General features: G+C 68.0%; 19 protein-coding genes. 12 read left to right on the forward strand and 7 right to left on the reverse strand.

The genetic code is table 11. The features are described from left to right. Positions 1–8: 8 nt before the first annotated feature. The 4 genes from LXM88_RS08810 (at position 9) to LXM88_RS08825 (ending at position 2,356) form a co-directional block, all read left to right on the forward strand. Positions 9–398 (forward strand): hypothetical protein, encoded by a 390-nt coding sequence (locus LXM88_RS08810; protein ID WP_262541152.1) that lies wholly within the window; start codon positions 9–11, stop codon positions 396–398. After that, positions 388–1,248, forward strand: coding sequence for a PilW family protein (locus LXM88_RS08815; RefSeq protein WP_262541153.1), 861 nt, complete (start codon positions 388–390; stop codon positions 1,246–1,248). The genes LXM88_RS08810 and LXM88_RS08815 overlap by 11 nt, the downstream gene beginning before the upstream one ends. 191 nt (positions 1,249–1,439) lie before the next feature. Further along, positions 1,440–1,913 carry a pilus assembly PilX family protein gene (locus LXM88_RS08820; RefSeq protein WP_412524137.1) on the forward strand — a complete coding sequence of 158 codons (474 nt, stop codon included), beginning with the start codon at positions 1,440–1,442 and terminating at the stop codon, positions 1,911–1,913. Next, positions 1,910–2,356 carry a type IV pilin protein gene (locus LXM88_RS08825; protein WP_262541154.1) on the forward strand — a complete coding sequence of 149 codons (447 nt, stop codon included), beginning with the start codon at positions 1,910–1,912 and terminating at the stop codon, positions 2,354–2,356. Before LXM88_RS08820 ends, LXM88_RS08825 begins: the two co-directional genes overlap by 4 nt. 54 nt (positions 2,357–2,410) lie before the next feature. Here the strand turns inward: LXM88_RS08825 and LXM88_RS08830 are convergent, their stop codons facing one another. The 3 genes from LXM88_RS08830 to LXM88_RS08840 form a co-directional block, all read right to left on the reverse strand. Continuing rightward, a complete protein-coding gene (locus tag LXM88_RS08830) occupies positions 2,411–2,854 on the reverse strand; it encodes a DUF3318 domain-containing protein (protein ID WP_047899923.1) in 444 nt (147 codons plus the stop codon). Positions 2,855–2,897: 43 nt separating this feature from the next. Then, entirely contained in the window at positions 2,898–3,287 is a 390-nt protein-coding gene (locus LXM88_RS08835; protein ID WP_047899924.1) for a phage holin family protein, read from the reverse strand. Between the two features lie 123 nt (positions 3,288–3,410). Continuing rightward, positions 3,411–3,713 carry a DUF883 family protein gene (locus LXM88_RS08840; RefSeq protein ID WP_026044969.1) on the reverse strand — a complete coding sequence of 101 codons (303 nt, stop codon included), beginning with the start codon at positions 3,711–3,713 and terminating at the stop codon, positions 3,411–3,413. Between the two features lie 318 nt (positions 3,714–4,031). Between LXM88_RS08840 and LXM88_RS08845 the strand changes: the two genes are divergently transcribed. Continuing rightward, positions 4,032–4,670: a peroxiredoxin gene (locus LXM88_RS08845; RefSeq protein ID WP_262541160.1), complete on the forward strand. Its 639-nt coding sequence runs from the start codon at positions 4,032–4,034 to the stop codon at positions 4,668–4,670. A gap of 147 nt (positions 4,671–4,817) precedes the next feature. On the opposite strand, the gene LXM88_RS08850 is transcribed toward LXM88_RS08845, so the two are convergent. After that, positions 4,818–6,005, reverse strand: a complete 1,188-nt coding sequence (locus tag LXM88_RS08850; RefSeq protein ID WP_152861897.1) for an acyl-CoA dehydrogenase — start codon at positions 6,003–6,005, stop codon at positions 4,818–4,820. A gap of 163 nt (positions 6,006–6,168) precedes the next feature. Here LXM88_RS08850 and LXM88_RS08855 point away from each other — a divergent pair, with 163 nt between their 5' ends. Beyond that, positions 6,169–6,960, forward strand: a complete 792-nt coding sequence (locus LXM88_RS08855; RefSeq protein WP_072436231.1) for an IclR family transcriptional regulator — start codon at positions 6,169–6,171, stop codon at positions 6,958–6,960. 149 nt (positions 6,961–7,109) lie between these two features. Beyond that, positions 7,110–7,520, forward strand: coding sequence for a GFA family protein (locus LXM88_RS08860; protein ID WP_262541161.1), 411 nt, complete (start codon positions 7,110–7,112; stop codon positions 7,518–7,520). 172 nt (positions 7,521–7,692) lie between these two features. On the opposite strand, the gene LXM88_RS08865 is transcribed toward LXM88_RS08860, so the two are convergent. Next, complete coding sequence (locus tag LXM88_RS08865) at positions 7,693–8,496, reverse strand: EAL domain-containing protein (RefSeq protein ID WP_262541162.1); 804 nt, start codon at positions 8,494–8,496, stop codon at positions 7,693–7,695. 364 nt (positions 8,497–8,860) lie between these two features. Here LXM88_RS08865 and LXM88_RS08870 point away from each other — a divergent pair, with 364 nt between their 5' ends. Genes LXM88_RS08870 through fahA form a run of 5 tightly spaced genes read left to right on the forward strand, consistent with a single transcriptional unit; the run spans position 8,861 to position 14,793 of the window. Continuing rightward, positions 8,861–10,525, forward strand: a complete 1,665-nt coding sequence (locus tag LXM88_RS08870; protein ID WP_262541163.1) for an FAD-dependent oxidoreductase — start codon at positions 8,861–8,863, stop codon at positions 10,523–10,525. Positions 10,526–10,553: 28 nt separating this feature from the next. After that, positions 10,554–10,784, forward strand: coding sequence for a DUF2783 domain-containing protein (locus LXM88_RS08875; RefSeq protein WP_021157152.1), 231 nt, complete (start codon positions 10,554–10,556; stop codon positions 10,782–10,784). Further along, the gene (locus LXM88_RS08880) at positions 10,781–12,142 is read left to right on the forward strand and encodes an MFS transporter (protein ID WP_262541166.1); all 1,362 of its coding nucleotides are present in this window, start codon (positions 10,781–10,783) and stop codon (positions 12,140–12,142) included. The genes LXM88_RS08875 and LXM88_RS08880 overlap by 4 nt, the downstream gene beginning before the upstream one ends. A 15-nt stretch (positions 12,143–12,157) precedes the next feature. Continuing rightward, complete coding sequence (gene hmgA, locus LXM88_RS08885) at positions 12,158–13,492, forward strand: homogentisate 1,2-dioxygenase (protein ID WP_262541168.1); 1,335 nt, start codon at positions 12,158–12,160, stop codon at positions 13,490–13,492. Next, positions 13,489–14,793 (forward strand): fumarylacetoacetase, encoded by a 1,305-nt coding sequence (gene fahA / locus LXM88_RS08890; protein WP_262541170.1) that lies wholly within the window; start codon positions 13,489–13,491, stop codon positions 14,791–14,793. The genes hmgA and fahA overlap by 4 nt, the downstream gene beginning before the upstream one ends. A gap of 137 nt (positions 14,794–14,930) precedes the next feature. Here the strand turns inward: fahA and LXM88_RS08895 are convergent, their stop codons facing one another. Then, complete coding sequence (locus LXM88_RS08895; RefSeq protein WP_262541172.1) at positions 14,931–16,091, reverse strand: MFS transporter; 1,161 nt, start codon at positions 16,089–16,091, stop codon at positions 14,931–14,933. A 94-nt stretch (positions 16,092–16,185) separates the two neighbouring features. Continuing rightward, positions 16,186–17,355, reverse strand: a complete 1,170-nt coding sequence (locus tag LXM88_RS08900) for an MFS transporter (RefSeq protein ID WP_262541173.1) — start codon at positions 17,353–17,355, stop codon at positions 16,186–16,188. Between the last annotated feature and the right edge of the window lie 239 nt (positions 17,356–17,594).

Consider the following 17,594-nt stretch of genomic DNA (forward strand, 5'->3'; position numbering starts at 1 on the left):
GCAACGCGATGCACGGCACGTCGCTGATCGAGGCGATGCTGGCCATCGCGCTGCTCGCCGCCGTGATGCTGGCGGTGGCCGGCAGCCAGCTCGCGATGGCGCGCACGCAGCGGGCGACGATCTGGCGTGAACGTGCGCTGTGGCTGGCCGATGCGCGTATCGAGCGCTCGCGCGCCGGCGCAGGAGCCGACGACGGTCTCGCGGCGCTGGCGGCTGCAGCGTTGCCCGGCGGCGCGATGACGCTCGACGACGGGCCGGGTGGCGTCCGGTACGCGATTGTCGGCTGGCGTGGCGGCCATGCCGCGGCGTCGCCGAGATGCGAAGCCGCAGGTGCGTCGGAGCAGCCGCCGTCGTGTGTCCGGATTCCGTTTCGGGAGGCTGGTGCCGATGAACGTTGATCGCCGCATGCGTGCGCATACGCTGCTCGAAGTGCTGATCGCGATGACCGTCGGTCTCCTCGTGATCGCGGCGGCCGGTGCGCTGTACCACGCGCAGCGCGTTGCGCAGCGGCGCGCGGAGGACGGGTTCCGGATGCGCGATGCAGCCGGCACCGCGCTGATGCTGATCGGCCAGCAGCTCCAGATGGCAGGATTCCGGCCGCTCGATGCCGAAGGCGCGTCATCGTTGCCGCCGGTGTTCGGTTGTTCGATGGCGCGCGTGCGCGGCGACGGCGCACAGGTGCGCTGCGAGCCCGTACGCGCCTCGTCGGACGCGTTGCTGATCCGGTATGTTGGCGATGCCGTGTCGACGTGGCCGACGGTGAGCGGCCAGGTGTCGGATTGTCTCGGGCAGGGTGTTGGCGTGTCGGGCGAACGGGCGCAGGTGGAGAACCGTTTCGATGCGCACGTCAGCCCGTCGACGGGCGAGCCCGAACTGTACTGCGAAGGAAACGGCCGTTCGGGCACGCCACAGCCGGTCGTGTCGGGAATCGATCAGATGCGCGCGCGTTATCTTCGTCGCGGCGGCATGCAGTTCGTCGATGCCGATGCAATGCGTGTCGACGACTGGCGCGATGTCGTGGCCGTGCACGTCTGCGTGCGGGCGCGCGGCGAACCGATGCGAGAGCCGGCCCGCCACGTCGACTGCGATGGTCGCGCAGCAGTTGCGCAGGACGGTCGTGCACGTTTGACGCTGCATCGCGTCGTCGCGTTGAGGAATGCAGCGGTCGCATTCGGCGATACGTTGCGCGACGCAACGCACGCAACGCACGCAACGCACGCAACGCGTGCGCGCGAGGTGTTGCGATGAGTGCAGCAGGGCAGTGCGCGCGCGAGATATCGCGATGCGTAACGGCAAGCAACATGCAAGGGCGCAGCGCGGCGAACGGCGACGAATCGCGGCAGGCTGCGCGCACGGGAGCCGTGGCGACGAGCCTGCGCGAGCCGCGCATCCGTTTCCGGTCAGCCGGTCGCGACTGGCGTCGCGACGCTGGCCTTGCATTGCCCGCTGTGATCGCGGTCGGTGCCGCCGTTGCAGCACTGACAGGCACGTGGTTCGAATCCGCGCTGACGGAATCGCGCCGTACGCGTGCGTTGTCGGATCGGCTGATCGCATTCCACGCGGCCGATACCGCGCTCGCTGCGTGCACCGCGCGATTGCTCCGTGGCTCGGTACCCTATGTGAACGAAGGCGAATCGCATGTGGAGCCCGACGCATGGCGGCGCATGCCGGCGATGGCAGCAGCCGAAGCGTTCGCGCCGTTCGCCGGATGGCCGATGGCCGCGCAGCCGCCGCGATGCCTGATCGAGGCTTGGCGCGGGGCAGGGCCGGCTGGTGGCCGCGCTTACCTCGTCACCGCGCGTGGTGTCGGTGCGCATGCGTCGAGCGCCGTCTGGCTGCAGCACCAGGTCGCGATCCGCGATGGACGCATCGTTGCGCTGCACTGGCGTCGCGTCGCGGTGGTGCTTCGATGAACGGGCGCGCGTCCGCGTATCGATCGGCGGGATTCACGCTGCTCGAGCTGATGATCGTGCTCGCGATCGTCGCGGTGCTGGCCGGATGGGGTATCCCGTCGTATCGCGAGCATGTCGTGCGCGTCCATCGCGCGTCGGCGGTGTCCGCGCTGTACCGGGCGGCCCAATATCTCGAAACGCTGGACGGTGCGCCGCCGCCGGCGTTGCCGGACGCGTTCGCGCAGGCGCCGCCGGACGGGCAGGCGGTCTATCGATTGACGCTCAGGCGGCCGGACGGCGGCGACTCGCAGGTGAGCTACGAACTGGAGGCAAGCCCGCTCGAGACGGGCCCGATGCACGACGATGCCTGCGGCGCTTTCACGCTGCGTTCGGACGGGACGAAGGGCAATGCGCGGCGGGACGGTACCGACGACCAGGGCGCTGCGTGCTGGGGCGTGCGTTGAACGCGCACGACAGGCGCGCAACGGCGCATCGCCGTGCGCGCGGGATGTGGATGGTCAGTCGTCGTGCGCGTCGAGTCCGCGCTCGTCGCGCGATTGCTTCCAGATCCGGTAGACCTCCCATGCGGCAAAGCCGAGCGTGCCCCACTTCAGCGCGGGGCCCGCGCTCGCGCGCAGCAGCGAGCGAACGGGTTTCGCCAGCACGAGCGACGCGAGCGAACTCAGCATCGGATACTGGTTGACGAGGTGGCCGAGGCTCGCATTCAGGTTTTTCGCGGACTGGCTGAACTTGTTGCTGGAAAGGCCGGGGACGAACACTTTGAGCCAGCTGAAGCGCGTGACGGCCTGGCGCATTTCGCCGGCGGCTTCCGCGAGTTCGAGCCGCTCGACCTCGGATCGCAGGATCAGCAATTCCTTGCGGAGCGCGCGATGCTGCGACGCGCTCCAGTTCGATCGCGACGAATGGGGGCGGTGTGCATTGCCCGTGACGTTCTGGCTCATGGCGCGTCGGCGAAGTAGGAGTGAGGGATGAACACGACTGCGTTCACGGCTTGCCGCGGAACAGTTCGCGGTCTTTCTCGAGTTCGGCGAGCGTCGCTTCGAACACCGTCGGCGCGTCGCGGAAGCCCGAGCGCGCCTTCAGCGCGCATACGATGCCACCTGCGGCATACAGTGCGGTGATCGCCGCCAGCGATTGCCAGCGATAGGTATCCCAGAACGCGATCGTGACGAGCACGGTCAGGCTGATGAGCGCCATCGTCGCGAGCATCATTGCGGCGAGCCCGAGGAACAGCACGCCCATCAGGCGCTCCTTCTCCTCGGCAAGCTCGATGCCCACCAGTTCGAGGCGCGTTTGCAGAAGCCCGATCGCGGAGCCGACGAGGCGGCGCAGCGGTCCTTGGCCGGACGGCTGCGAGGTGGTGTCTGTCGTCATGGGTGAGATGCTTGCGCGTGCAGTGAGCAGCTAGGACAAAGCCGGCCGGCGGCAACCGCCGGCCGGCTTCGACGCCCGTGGGGCGCGTGACGCGCCCCACGGAACGGAAAGGCGCAGCGCGCGTTACTTGCGGTTGATCAGCAGGCCGATCAGCACGCCGACGCCGGCTGCAACGCCGATCGACGTCCACGGATGCTCGTGCACGTAATCGTCGGTCGCACGAGCGGCCTTCTTGCCTTTCTCGACGACCACGACCTGGACGTCGGCTGCCTTGTCCTTGGCCTGCTTCAGGCGCGACATGGCTTTCTCGCGCAGCTCGGCCGCACGGTCGCCCGTGCTGCTGGCGGCTTGCTTGAGCAGGTCTTCGGCGTCTGCGAGAACGGTTTTGATATCCGACATCAGTTTCTCCTTGTTGATTTCCGACATTGCAACTCCCTTCGTGCTGTCATGCTGCAGGTTCACATCGTAGCGAAACGCCTGCTTGCTGGCGAGCCGGGAAGACACACGGCGGCAGTGCAAGACCGCATGGTAAACGACTTGTAATCATGAACAGAGCGGCAAACGGGGTGAAAAGTTTCCCTCAGGGGCGTCCGTCCTGCCCCGACACCGCGCAAAAATGATAAAAAAGTATGAATATCAAACGGAATAATCGTTCGCACGCCCCATTGCTTCCCGTAAGCTGATGGACTTTCCCGCGCTGTTCAGCGCGCGGTTTCAACCAGCACCGTTCGAGGAGGGAACATCATGAGTCTGCGTCTTGGCGACATCGCACCGGATTTCGAGCAGGAATCGAGCCTGGGCACCATCAAGTTTCACGAGTGGCTCGGCGACGGCTGGGGCGTTCTGTTCTCTCACCCGGCCGACTACACGCCGGTGTGCACGACCGAGCTCGGGCTGACCTCGAAGCTGAAGGGCGAATTCGAGAAGCGCAACGTGAAGGTGATCGCGCTGTCGGTCGACGGCGTCGAATCGCACAAGGGCTGGATCAACGACATCAACGAAACGCAGTCGACGGTCGTCGGCTTCCCGATCATCGCCGACGCGGACCGCAAGGTTTCGCAGCTGTACGACATGATCCATCCGAACGCGAACGAAACGCTGACGGTGCGCTCGCTGTTCGTGATCGACCCGAACAAGAAGGTGCGGCTCACCATCACCTATCCGGCCAGCACGGGGCGCAACTTCGACGAAGTGCTGCGCGTGATCGATTCGCTGCAGTTGACCGACAACTACAAGGTCGCGACGCCCGGCAACTGGAAGGACGGCGACGATGTCGTCATCGTGCCGTCGCTGCAGGATCCGGAAGAACTGAAGAAGCGTTTCCCGAAGGGCTTCAACGCGGTGCGTCCGTATCTGCGCCTGACGCCGCAGCCGAACAAGTAAGCATCGGCGGCGTGTGAACGCGGTACCGGGCCGGCGGCCCGGATCGCGAATCCGATGGAAAAACGGCCCGCCCGGCAGTCATGCCGGGCGGGCCGTTGCTTTGTGCGCGTACGCGGCGGCGCTACCGGGCGCGCCGCATCCGGACGATCAGAAGAATGCCTGGATGCCCGTTTGTGCGCGGCCGAGGATCAGCGCATGGATGTCGTGCGTGCCTTCGTACGTGTTGACCACCTCGAGGTTCACGAGGTGGCGCGCGACGCCGAATTCGTCGGAGATGCCGTTGCCGCCGAGCATGTCGCGCGCGAGCCGTGCGATGTCGAGCGACTTGCCGCACGAATTGCGCTTCATGATCGACGTGATCTCGACGGCCGCCGTGCCTTCGTCCTTCATCCGGCCGAGGCGCAGCACGCCTTGCAGGCCGAGCGTGATTTCGGTCTGCATGTCGGCGAGCTTCTTCTGGATCAACTGGTTCGCGGCGAGCGGCCGGCCGAACTGCTGGCGATCGAGCACGTACTGGCGCGCGGTGTGCCAGCACGATTCGGCGGCGCCGAGCGCGCCCCACGCGATCCCGTAGCGCGCCGAGTTCAGGCACGTGAACGGGCCGCGCAGGCCGCTCACGTTCGGCATCAGGTTCTCCTCGGGCACGAACACCTCGTCGAGGACGATCTCGCCGGTGATCGATGCACGCAGCCCGACCTTGCCGTGGATCGCGGGCGCCGACAGGCCCTTCCAGCCCTTCTCGAGGATGAAGCCGCGGATCGCGTCCTTGCCGTTTTCTTCGAGCTTCGCCCACACGACGAACACGTCGGCGATCGGCGAATTCGTGATCCACATCTTCGTGCCGGACAGCGAGTAGCCGCCGGGCACCTTCTTCGCGCGCGTGACCATGCTGCCCGGATCGGAGCCGTGGTTCGGCTCGGTCAGCCCGAAACAGCCGATCCATTCGCCGGTCGCGAGCTTCGGCAGGTATTTCTGCTTCTGCGCGTCCGAGCCGAATTCGTGAATCGGCACCATCACGAGCGACGACTGCACGGACATCATCGACCGGTAGCCCGAATCGACGCGCTCGACTTCGCGCGCGATCAGGCCGTAGCTCACGTAATTGAGGCCGGGGCCGCCGTATTCCTCCGGAATCGTCGGGCCGAGCAGGCCGACTTCGCCCATCTCGCGGAAGATGGCGGCGTCGGTGCGCTCGTGGCGGAACGCTTCGGTGACGCGCGGTGCGAGCTTGTCCTGCGCGTAAGCCTGCGCGGCATCGCGCACCATCCGTTCTTCCTCGGTCAGTTGCTGATCGAGCAGCAGCGGATCGTCCCAATGAAAAGTTGCAGCACTCATCGTCTCATCTCCTGTCGGCCCGCTTCAGCGCTTCAGCGCTTACGCGGGTCCCATGCCTGGCGGTCGGTCTCCGGTTTGGCCGGGCCCCGTGCCAAAGGTTCGCTTGACTTGAGTTCCGCTGTGCGGAACAATGTTTTGCAAATCGAACCCAGTGTAGCACCAGATGACACTTTCAACCATCGACGAAACCACGATCGACGAACGCAAGTTCGTGGTCGCGCTCGCGCGCGGGCTCGACCTGCTGCGCGCCTTCCGGCCCGGCGAGACGATGCTCGGCAATCGCGACTTCGCGGAGCGCACGGGGCTGCCGAAGGCGACCGTGAACCGGCTCGCCTATACGCTGACCGTGCTCGGCTACCTGCGCTACGACGAGACGCTCGGAAAGTATGCGCTCGACGCCGGCGTGCTGTCGCTCGGCTACGCGCTGCTGTCGGGCTCGGGGACGATCGACCTCGCGCGGCCGCACATGCAGGCGCTCGCGCGCGAGATCGGCGCGGCCGTGTCGCTCGGCTGCCGCGACGGGCTCGACATGATCTATCTGGAGACGATCCGCAGCGAGACCGCGCTGACGCTCGGGCTCGCGCCCGGTTCGCGGCTGTCGATGCTGACGAGCTCGATGGGGCGCGCGTACCTGGCCGTGCAGCCGGAGGACGTGCGCCGCGCGCTTTATGCGGAACTGCACCGCGCGGCCGGCGGCGCGGCCGACGCCGATGCGCTGGTTGCCGCCGCGCAGCACGCGGTGGCCGAGTTCTCGGCGGGCGGTTGCTGCTATTCGTTCCGCGCGTGGCATATGGACGTGAACGCGGCGGCCGTGCCGTTTCGCGAGCCGCGCGAGGGGCGCTGGCTGATCCTGAGCTGCAGCGGCCCCGCATCGTCGATGGACGAGGACGTGTTCCGTACGCAAGTCGGGCCGAAGCTGAAGGCGCTCGCGCAGCGGCTCGGGCAGACGGCCTGAGCAACGCGGCGCGCGGCAATGGCTACCGCTGCGGCCGTGTGACGTCGGCGTCCGCGGGAATGCGAGAGGGCAGTCCTGCAGCGGTCGGTTGCAACCGGAGCGAGCCGCGCTCATCATCGTTCGCCAGCTTCCCGACGACGAGGTTTGCAATGTCTCACCCGGAATCCATGGAAGGCGGATGCGCGTGCGGCGCGATCCGCTACCGTATCGCCGGCGTGCCGATCGACGCCGGCTTCTGCCACTGCCGGCTCTGCCAGCGCACGACCGGCGCGGCGGTCGTCGCCTCGGCATCGGTGCCGATCGACGCGTTCGAGTACCTGCAGGGCGAGCCGACCGTCTATGCGTCGAGTGCGTGGGGCGAGCGGCGCTTCTGCGGCCGTTGCGGCGCGCAGCTCGAATACCGGCTGATCGACGCGCCGAAAACGGTCGAAATCAATTGCGCGACGCTCGACGAGCCGTCGCGGCTGCGTCCGACGTGGCACGTCTGGTATGGGGATCGTTTCCCGGGCATCGAGATCGACGACGATCTGCCCAAGTACGACGATGGCGGAAGCGCTTAAGCGATAACCTGCGCGCCGACGGGCAGGCGACGGGCAGGCGACGGGCAGGCGTCCGACAGCGGGTCACGCCACGCGCCCCGAGTCTCCCGTTCCGCAAGCAGCTCCTCGCACTCGAACCCGGCATCCGGAACCCGGCGCGCCGCTCCCCGCGCACGCCGGCTACTTCATCCTTTCAGGCCGTCGCGACCTTCGCAAACACGGGCCCCTGCATGAACCGCACGTCGTGCTGGCGGAGCAGCTCGCACTGCGTTTCGTCGACGACGCCATCGAAGATCAGCGGAATCCGCACGCGCTGCGCATACGCGACGAGCGCCTTGACCATACCGTCGCGCAACGCGATGCCCGCATCCATCTTGATGTAGTCGGGCCGCGCCATGTCCGATTCGACCGCGAGGATGCGGCCCGGATCGGGCAGCTTGTCCGCGACCTTGAAGCCGTGATGCTGGTAGCTGCGCGTCAGGTAGCCGAGGAAGGTCTTGTGCGCGACCGCGACCGCCGGCAGCTCGATCACGATCCGCTCGGTCGGCAGCCCGAAACGCTGCAGCACCGACGAGAAATGCTTGCCGTGGTCGTACTTCACGCTCTTGAGCAGCCGTTCGTGCACGCGCAGGAACAGCAGCCCGTGGCGCTGCGCGCCGAAGAAGTTGATCGCGTGCAGCGCGCGCGACAGGCGGTCGATCGCGACGAGCGTCTGGTCGTCGACGGCCGAGTCGACCGGATCGTGCGCGGCACCCGTGACGAGCGTGACGGCCTGGAAACCGAGTTCGTCGCCGTAGCGCTCGATCGCGTCGGTAAACGACGTCGATTGCGGCGCGCCGGGCATCGTCACGTCGTAGATCGGTTCGTAGGCGCTGCCGAGCGTGCGCTCGGGCAGATTCGCGCTCGCGGTACCGCCTTCGGCAAGCGCGAGGTGATCCCGCAGATACGGCAGTTGCCCGGCACGGGCGACCAGCTCGGGAATGGTGGGCGGAATCATCGGCGTAAGAAGGAAAAACGGCGGCCGAACGGGCCGCCTCGTATCTGGATATTAGCAGCGCGCGCCACGCTCGGCTTGGCGTTTCGCTCATATGGTTATCCCGTTCTCGAGCCGGCGCCTAGGGTTTACGTTGATTTCACTATTCGTAATTGGTTTTACTATTCGTAAATCCAGGATTTGTCGCCGATCAAGAAATGCGGCATTCGGGCGCCGCTCGACGGCGCCGTTCGCGAATCAACAGGAAGCAAGGAGCGAGACGTGGCGGTTCACAGGAAAGGCGGGCGGGACGGATGGCCGGTGCGCCGGCAGGCGACGGGCGGGGCGACGGGCGTGCCGGTGCGCGCACGGCAGGGTTGAGGAGCGGATGGCGACCATGAGCATCGATTACCAGACGCTGAAGTTCGAATACCGCGCACGCGGGCATGACGCGGCCGTTCACCCGGTGATCGTCGTCGGCGCGGGCCCGGTGGGCCTGTCGGCCGCGATCGATCTTGCGCAGCAGGGCGTGCCCGTGGTGGTGCTCGACGACGACGACACGCTGTCCACCGGCTCGCGCGCGATCTGCTTCGCGAAACGCACGCTCGAGATCTTCGACCGGCTCGGCTGCGGCGAGCGTTTCGTCGACAAGGGCGTGAGCTGGCACGTCGGCAAGGTGTTCCTGCAGGACGAGCAACTGTACGCATTCGACCTGCTGCCCGAGGAAGGGCATGCGCGCCCCGCGTTCATCAACCTGCAGCAGTACTACGTCGAAGGTTATCTGGCCGACCGCGCGTTCGAGCTGCCGAACCTCGACATCCGCTGGAAGCACAAGGTGACCGGCATCGAGCAGTCGGCCGAGCATGCGGTGCTGACGATCGAGACGCCGGAAGGCGTCGCGACGCTGCGCGCGCAATACGTGATTGCGGCCGACGGTTCGCGCAGCCCGATGCGCGCGATGATGGGCCTCGAAAGCCATGGCCGCACGTTCAAGGACCGCTTCCTGATCGCCGACGTGAAGATGAAGGCGGAGTTTCCGACCGAGCGCTGGTTCTGGTTCGATCCGCCGTTCCACCCGAACCAGTCGGTGCTGCTGCATCGCCAGCCCGACAACGTGTGGCGCATCGACTTCCAGCTCGGCTGGGATGCCGATCCCGTCGCCGAGAAGCAGCCGGAGCGCGTGATCCCGCGCGTGCGCGCGCTGCTCGGGCCGGACGTCGAGTTCGAACTCGAATGGGTGAGCGTCTATACGTTCCGCTGCCAGCGGATGGACACGTTCCGTCACGGCCGCGTGCTGTTCGCGGGCGACTCCGCGCACGGCGTGTCGCCGTTCGGCGCGCGCGGCGCGAACAGCGGCGTGCAGGACGCGGACAACCTCGCATGGAAGCTGAAGCTCGTGCTCGACGGCCGCTCGGCCGACCGCCTGCTCGATACGTACGCGAGCGAGCGCGAGTTCGCGGCCGACGAGAACATCCGCAACTCGACGCGCTCGACCGATTTCATCACGCCGAAGAGCCCGGTGTCGCGCGTGTTCCGCGATGCGACGCTGAAGCTCGCACGCGATTGCGAATTCGCGCGCAAGCTCGTGAACAGCGGCCGCCTGTCGGTGCCGGCCGTGCTGGCCGATTCGCCGCTGAACACGCCGGACCGCGAAGGCGACGCATTCGCGGGCGCAATGCGGCCGGGCGCGGCGGCAGCCGATGCGCCGGTGCGGGTGCAGGGTGGTGCGTCGGGCTGGCTGCTGCAGCACCTGCGCGGCGGCTTCACCGGCGTGCTGTTCGGGTTGCCGGGCGATGCGGCCGCGCTCGCGCAGGCGGTCGACGGCCTCGCGCTGCCGGTGCGGCCGGTGCTCGTCGTGCCGGCCGGGCACGCGCAGCCGGTGGCCGGCGTCGACGTCGTGGAGGACGTCGACGGTTTAGCCGCGCAACGCTACGACGCGAAGCCCGGCACGTTCTACCTTCTGCGTCCCGACCAGCACGTCTGCGCACGCACGCGCTCGCTCGACCGTCAGGCGATAACCGACGCACTGGTGCGCGCGACCTGCGCACGCTGAATACGATAAAGACACCGGAGACTCCGTCATGCCCTCCCTCGACACCCGCCCGCGCCTGGCCGATCCGGACGCGTTCTACGAAGCGCTGATCGACATGCATCGCGACCTGTCCGACGCCGACAGCCAGCTCGTCAACGCGAAGCTGATCCTGCTGCTCGCGAACCAGATCGGCGACGCCGACGTGCTGCGCGAAGCGATGGCGCTCGCGCGCCAGGGCGTGACGCCGCCCGTGCATCCGGCCGCCGAGGTGGCGCAATGAGCGCGGCCCCGGCCGACGCGCGCGTGCTCGAAGTCGAGCGCCTGATCGACGAGACCCATCGCCCGGGCTTTCACTGGATGCTGCTCGTGTTGTGCGGGCTGTGCCTCGTGATCGACGGTTTCGATGCGCAGGCGATGGGCTACGTTGCACCGAGCGTGATCGCCGAATGGGGCGTGCCGAAGCAGGCGCTCGGCCCGGTGTTCAGCGCGAGCCTGTTCGGGATGCTGCTCGGTGCGCTCGGGCTGTCGGTGCTGGCCGACCGGATCGGGCGGCGCCCGGTGCTGATCGGCTCGACGCTGTTCTTCGCGGTGACGATGCTCGCGACGCCGTTCGCAACCTCGATTCCGGTGCTGATGGCGCTGCGCTTCGTCACGGGCCTCGGCCTCGGCTGCATCATGCCGAACGCGATGGCGCTGGTCGGCGAGTTCAGCCCGGCCGTGCATCGCGTGAAGCGGATGATGATGGTGTCGTGCGGCTTCACGCTGGGCGCTGCGATCGGCGGCTTCATCAGCGCCGCGCTGATTCCGGCGCTCGGCTGGCGCTCGGTGTTCTTCGTCGGCGGCGCGGTGCCGCTCGTGCTCACGATCGCGATGGTCGCGCAGCTGCCCGAGTCGCTGCAGTTCCTGGTGCTGAAAGGGCGCGTCGCGCAGGCGCGCGACTGGCTCGCGCGCTTCGCGCCGCAGGCCGGCATCGACGCGAACACGCGGCTCGTCGTGCGCGAGCGCGCGGCGAGCGGCGCGCCGGTCGCCGAGCTGTTCCGCCACGGCCGCCTGCCGGTCACGCTGCTGCTGTGGGCGATCAGCTTCATGAACCTGATCGATCTGTACTTCCTGTCGAACTGGCTGCCGACCGTGATGCGCGATGCGGGTTATTCGCCGGGCACGGCGGTGATCGTCGGCACGGTACTGCAGACGGGCGGCGTGATCGGCACGCTGTCGCTCGGCTGGTTCATCGAACGCCATGGCTTCGTGCGCGTGCTGTTCGCGTGCTTCGCGTGCGCGGCCGTGTCGGTGGGGCTGATCGGCTCGGTCGCGCATGCGCTGCCGTGGCTGCTGGTCGTCGTGTTCGCGGGCGGGTTCTGCGTGGTCGGCGGGCAGCCGGCCGTGAACGCGCTCGCGGGCCAGTATTACCCGACGTCGCTGCGCTCGACGGGCATCGGCTGGAGCCTCGGCATCGGCCGGATCGGCTCGGTGCTCGGGCCGCTCGTCGGCGGGCAACTGATTGCGCTCAACTGGACCAACGGCGCGCTGTTCCACGCGGCCGCGGTGCCCGTGCTGTGCTCGGCGCTGTTCGTCCTTGGCCTGGCGGGCGTAACGCGGCGCAACGGCGCGCAGGCGCCGAATGCCGCGATGAATTGATGGAGAAAGGAAACGATGACGCTTGACCTGTCGAAACCGGCGAACGCCGGCTACCTGAGCGGTTTCGCGAACGAATTCGCGACCGAGGCACTGCCGGGCGCGCTGCCGCACGGCCGCAACTCGCCGCAGCGCGCGCCGTACGGGCTGTATGCGGAGCAACTGTCGGGCACCGCGTTTACCGCGCCGCGCGGCCACAACCGCCGTTCGTGGCTGTACCGCATCCGCCCGGCGGCCGTGCATCGGCCGTTCGAGCCGTACGCGGGCCCGCAGCGGCTCGTGTCGGAATTCGGTGACTCGGCCGACGTGCCGCCGACGCCGCCGAACCAGTTGCGCTGGGATCCGCTGCCGATGCCGGTCGAGCCGACCGATTTCGTCGACGGGTTGGTGACGATGGCCGGCAACGGCTCGGCGGCCGCGATGAACGGCTGCGCGATCCACCTGTACGCGGCGAACCGCTCGATGCAGGACCGCTTCTTCTACAGCGCGGACGGCGAACTGCTGATCGTGCCGCAGCAGGGGCGGCTGTTCATCGCGACCGAATTCGGCCGGCTCGACGTCGAGCCGTTCGAGATCGCGGTGATCCCGCGCGGCGTGCGTTTTTCCGTCGCGCTGCCGGACGGCGACGCGCGCGGCTACATCTGCGAAAACTTCGGCGCGCAGCTGCGCCTGCCGGATCTCGGCCCGATCGGCTCGAACGGTCTCGCGAACCCGCGCGACTTCCTGACGCCGCAGGCCGCGTACGAGGATCGCGAAGGCGCGTTCGAGCTGATCGCGAAGCTGAACGGCCGCCTGTGGCGCGCGGACATCGGCCATTCGCCGCTCGACGTCGTCGCGTGGCACGGCAACTACGCGCCGTACAAATACGACCTGCGCCTGTTCAACACGATCGGCTCGATCAGCTTCGATCATCCCGATCCGTCGATCTTCCTCGTGCTGCAGTCGCAGAGCGACACGCCGGGCGTCGACACGATCGACTTCGTGATCTTCCCGCCGCGCTGGCTCGCGGCCGAGGATACGTTCCGCCCGCCATGGTTCCACCGCAACGTCGCGAGCGAGTTCATGGGGCTCGTGCACGGCGCGTACGACGCGAAGGCGGAAGGCTTCGTGCCGGGCGGCGCGAGCCTGCACAACTGCATGTCGGGCCACGGGCCCGACGCGGACACGTTCGAGAAGGCGTCTGCGAGCGACACGACGAAGCCGCACAAGGTCGACGCGACGATGGCGTTCATGTTCGAGACCCGCACGCTGATCCGGCCGACGCGCTACGCGCTCGACACCGCGCAACTGCAGGCGGACTACTTCGAATGCTGGCAAGGCATCAAGAAACACTTCAATCCGGAGCAACGATGAGCGATACCCAAGACTGGCGCGCGACGCTCGACCCGGCCCGCAAGAGCTGGGTCGACACGGCGAACGATCCTGCCTGCGATTTCCCGATCCAGAACCTGCCGTTCGGGATCTTCAGCGACGCGACGCAGGCGGCGCGCCGTGCGGGCGTCGCGCTCGGCGACCAGATCGTCGATCTCGCGGCGCTTGCGCGCGCGGGCCTCGTGACGCTGCCGGCCGGCGTCGATGCGTTCGCCGCACCGACGCTGAACGCATTCATCGCGCTCGGCCGCGATGCATGGCGCAGCGTGCGCGTGCAACTGTCGGACCTGTTCTCGCGCGACAACGCGCGGCTGCGCGACGATGCGGCGCTGCGCGCGCAGGTGCTCGTCGCGCAGCGCGACGCGACGCTGCATCTGCCGGTCGAGATTCCCGGCTACACCGATTTCTATTCGTCGAAGGAGCACGCGACCAACGTCGGCTCGATGTTCCGCGATCCGAAGAATGCGCTGCTGCCGAACTGGTCGGAGATGCCGATCGGCTACAACGGCCGCGCGTCGTCGGTGGTCGTGAGCGGCACGCCGGTGCGGCGTCCGAACGGGCAACTGAAGCTGCCCGACCAGGAGCGTCCGGTGTTCGGCGCGTGCCGCAAGCTCGACATCGAACTGGAGACGGGCTTCATCGTCGGCCGCGGCAACGCGCTCGGCGAGCCGATCGCGTGCGAGGACGCGGAAGCGCATATCTTCGGGATGGTGCTGCTGAACGACTGGAGCGCGCGCGACATCCAGCAGTGGGAATACGTGCCGCTCGGCCCGTTCAACGCGAAGACCTTCGCGACGACGATCTCGCCGTGGATCGTCACGCTCGACGCGCTCGAACCGTTCCGCACCGCGCAGCCCGAGCAGTCGCCGCAGCCGCTCGCGTATCTGCAGCACGCGGGCAAGCATGCGTTCGACATCGCGCTCGAAGTGACGCTGCGCGCGGAAGGTGCCGCGGAAGCGACGTCGATTTGCCGCACGAACTTCAAGCACATGTACTGGACGATGGCGCAGCAGCTCGCGCATCACACGGTTGCAGGCTGCAACACGCGGGTCGGCGACCTGATGGGTTCGGGCACGATCAGCGGGCCGACGAAGGATTCGTTCGGCAGCCTGCTCGAACTGACGTGGAACGGCAAGGAGCCGGTTGCGCTGGACGGCGGCGGCAGCCGCGCGTTCATCGAGGACGGCGACGAGCTGACGCTCGCCGGATGGTGCCAGGGCGACGGTTATCGTGTCGGCTTCGGCACCTGCGCCGGCAAGATCCTGCCGGCGCGGAGCGTGTAACTTACAACAGCGGCACGACAGCCCGATACGTCACGCGCAATCTGGAAGGACAGGGCGGCCCGCATTGCGCGGGCCGCTTTTGTTTTGCCGGCGCGCGGTAGCGCGGATGCGTCGATGCATATCGATGCGCGCCGGCATCAGACCGCGCGTTGCAACGTGGCGCGACGTTCCCACAGCGCGGCCGCGACGAACGCCGCGACGCAGACGACCAGCACGCCGACCAGCGCGTTGCTGCCCAGTTGCTCCATCAATGCGCCCGCGACGAGCGGGCCGCCAAAACTCGCTGCGCTCCACGACGCCGACACGAGCGAGCTCGCGGTGACGAGCGCCGCGCCGCGGAAGCGTTCGCCGCACGCGACGAGCGACAGCGTATAGATGCTGCCGGACGCCGCGCCGAGCACGAACAACAGCGGCCAGCACAGCCACGGGTTCGCGATCACGAACGGCAGCAGCGGCAGGCCGGCCAGCACGATCCAGCCCGCGCCGAGGTGCACGCGTTCGCGGCCGAGCTTGTCCGCGAGCCAGCCGATCGGGAACTGCATCGCGGTATCGCCGAACAGCATGATCGACGCGAGCAGCACGGCGGTCGCGCTCGCGACGCCGTGATCCATCGCGTAGAGCGGCAGCAGCGACAGCGCGAGCGTATCGAACAGCGCGAAGAACCCGGTGCCGATGATCAGCGCGGGCATGCGCGGCAGCACCGCGAGCCAGTGAGCGTGTTCTGCGTGATGCGCGTCGTCGCCGGCGAGCGGCGCGCGCCGGATCGTCGCGAGCGCCGGCAGCGCGAGCAGGAACAGTGCGCCGCACAGCGCGAAGCGGATGCCCGTCGCACCGGCGATCTGGCTGACGAGCACGGGGCCCGCCATCTGGAACAGCGTGAAATTGGTCGCGTAGATCGCGACGACGCGGCCGCGCGTCGAATCGTCGGCGAGCTGGTTGACCCACGCCTCGCCGATCGTGAACAGCAGCATCAGCGCGGCGCCGCACAGCACGCGCAGCACACCCCACAGGATCAGGTTCGACGTGAACTGCATCAGCGCGGTGGCTGCCGCGAGCAGCACGACCGACACGACGATCGCGCGGCGCGAGCCGATGTGGCGCGCAAGCGCGGTGACGAACGGGACGATCGCGAGGCCGCCGAGCGCCTGCGCAGCGGTCAGCATGCCGACGACGTTGGTGCCGTGTCCGGCTTCGGTCAGTGCGAGCGCGGTGAGCGGCAGCGTGGCGCCGGTCCCGAGGCCGACGACCGCGACGCTCAGGATGAGCGCGAGGAAATCGCGATTAAGAATGGCTTTCATCGGGCGGGATGCTACACCGCGGACCTTGAAAGGTCCATGAAGGCCATCAGGATCGAATGGCGTTGCGCGCGCAACGAATGCGCGCGGTTCCGCGTCAGACGAATTCGGTCGGCGCGGCCACCGGGCGGCGTTCGAGCGACGCCGACCAGAGCGTGAGCGCCAGTGCCGCGACGGCCATCGCGACACCGACCCACGGCAGGTTCACGAGCGACACGCCGGAGCCGATCGCCATCCCGCCGAGCCACGCGCCCGTCGCATTGCCGAGGTTGAACGCGCCCTGGTTCAGCGTCGACGCGAGGTTCGGCGCGTCGCTCGCGCGGTCGACGATCAGGATCTGCAGCGGCGGCACGATCGCAAACGCGAGGATGCCCCACACGAAGATCGTCGCGAGCGCGGCGAACGGCACATGCATCGTGCCGGCGAACAGCGCGAGGACGATGCCGATCAGCGCGAGCGTCGCGATCAGCGACGGCATCCGGCGCCAGTCGGCGAGCTTGCCGCCGAGCGTGCCGCCGACCGTCAGCCCGAGGCCGAACAGCAGCAGCACATACGTGACCTGACGCGGCGAGAAGCCGGTCACGTCTTCCAGGATCGGCGTGATGTACGTGAACACGCTGAACAGGCTCGCGGACGCGAGCACGCTGATGCCGAGCACCATCAGCACCTGCGGGTGCTTCAGCACGCTGAATTCGCGCGTGATGCTGGTGTCGGGCATCGCAAGGTTCTTCGGCAGGCAGACCGCGAGCGCGGCGGCCGCGGCGATGCCGATGCCGGTGACGGCCCAGAACGTCGCGCGCCAGCCGAATGCCTGGCCGAGCGCGGTGCCGAGCGGCACGCCGAGCACGTTCGCGAGCGTGAGGCCCGTGAACATCAGCGCGATCGCCTGCGCGCGGCGGTTCGGCGCGACGAGGTTGCTCGCGACCACCGAGCCGATCCCGAAGAACGCGCCGTGGCAGAACGCGGTGACGACGCGCGCGGCCATCAGCACCGCATAGCCCGGTGCGATCGCGCAGAACAGGTTGCCCGCGATGAACAGCCCGATCAGGCCCATCAGCGCGCGCTTGCGCGGCATCTTCGCGGTGACGATCGCGAGGATCGGCGCGCCGATCGTCACGCCGAGCGCGTAGCCCGACACGAGCATCCCGGCGGCCGGAATTGACACGCCGAGGTCGCGCGCGACGTTGGGCAGCAGCCCCATGATCACGAATTCGGTGGTACCGATTCCAAAAGCGGCGACGGCAAGGGCGAAAAGGGGCAAGGGCATCGCGGTAGGCTCGGGAAACGCCGCCGCTCGGGCTGGCGCAGGATGCGCGGGACGGGCGGACGGGAAGGCGAACGACAGCCGCGATTCTACTTCAGTGAAAACCCCTATGCTTGGGGCCAAAACGGGTGTTGCCGGCGTGCGACGCGGCAGCGGGCGGGAAGCTCACAGTGTGGGATTCGCCGGCGGTTTGCGGCGTGTGAATGCGTCGGGGTCGGAACGATGGCGGCTACCGGGTCGCG

Source organism: Burkholderia sp. S-53, from assembly GCF_025560745.1.
Taxonomy (GTDB): domain Bacteria; phylum Pseudomonadota; class Gammaproteobacteria; order Burkholderiales; family Burkholderiaceae; genus Burkholderia; species Burkholderia pyrrocinia.

Excerpts from the sequence above, each read along its gene's own strand:
- LXM88_RS08810 (WP_262541152.1), top strand. The coding sequence starts at position 9 with ATGCACGGCACGTCGCTGATCGAGGCGATGCTGGCCATCGCGCTGCTC.
- LXM88_RS08815 (WP_262541153.1), top strand. The coding sequence starts at position 388 with ATGAACGTTGATCGCCGCATGCGTGCGCATACGCTGCTCGAAGTGCTG.
- LXM88_RS08825 (WP_262541154.1), top strand. The coding sequence starts at position 1,910 with ATGAACGGGCGCGCGTCCGCGTATCGATCGGCGGGATTCACGCTGCTC.
- LXM88_RS08830 (WP_047899923.1), bottom strand. The coding sequence starts at position 2,854 with ATGAGCCAGAACGTCACGGGCAATGCACACCGCCCCCATTCGTCGCGA.
- LXM88_RS08835 (WP_047899924.1), bottom strand. The coding sequence starts at position 3,287 with ATGACGACAGACACCACCTCGCAGCCGTCCGGCCAAGGACCGCTGCGC.
- LXM88_RS08840 (WP_026044969.1), bottom strand. The coding sequence starts at position 3,713 with ATGTCGGAAATCAACAAGGAGAAACTGATGTCGGATATCAAAACCGTT.
- LXM88_RS08845 (WP_262541160.1), top strand. The coding sequence starts at position 4,032 with ATGAGTCTGCGTCTTGGCGACATCGCACCGGATTTCGAGCAGGAATCG.
- LXM88_RS08850 (WP_152861897.1), bottom strand. The coding sequence starts at position 6,005 with ATGAGTGCTGCAACTTTTCATTGGGACGATCCGCTGCTGCTCGATCAG.
- LXM88_RS08855 (WP_072436231.1), top strand. The coding sequence starts at position 6,169 with ATGACACTTTCAACCATCGACGAAACCACGATCGACGAACGCAAGTTC.
- LXM88_RS08860 (WP_262541161.1), top strand. The coding sequence starts at position 7,110 with ATGTCTCACCCGGAATCCATGGAAGGCGGATGCGCGTGCGGCGCGATC.
- LXM88_RS08865 (WP_262541162.1), bottom strand. The coding sequence starts at position 8,496 with ATGATTCCGCCCACCATTCCCGAGCTGGTCGCCCGTGCCGGGCAACTG.
- LXM88_RS08870 (WP_262541163.1), top strand. The coding sequence starts at position 8,861 with ATGGCGACCATGAGCATCGATTACCAGACGCTGAAGTTCGAATACCGC.
- LXM88_RS08875 (WP_021157152.1), top strand. The coding sequence starts at position 10,554 with ATGCCCTCCCTCGACACCCGCCCGCGCCTGGCCGATCCGGACGCGTTC.
- LXM88_RS08880 (WP_262541166.1), top strand. The coding sequence starts at position 10,781 with ATGAGCGCGGCCCCGGCCGACGCGCGCGTGCTCGAAGTCGAGCGCCTG.
- hmgA (WP_262541168.1), top strand. The coding sequence starts at position 12,158 with ATGACGCTTGACCTGTCGAAACCGGCGAACGCCGGCTACCTGAGCGGT.
- fahA (WP_262541170.1), top strand. The coding sequence starts at position 13,489 with ATGAGCGATACCCAAGACTGGCGCGCGACGCTCGACCCGGCCCGCAAG.
- LXM88_RS08895 (WP_262541172.1), bottom strand. The coding sequence starts at position 16,091 with ATGAAAGCCATTCTTAATCGCGATTTCCTCGCGCTCATCCTGAGCGTC.
- LXM88_RS08900 (WP_262541173.1), bottom strand. The coding sequence starts at position 17,355 with ATGCCCTTGCCCCTTTTCGCCCTTGCCGTCGCCGCTTTTGGAATCGGT.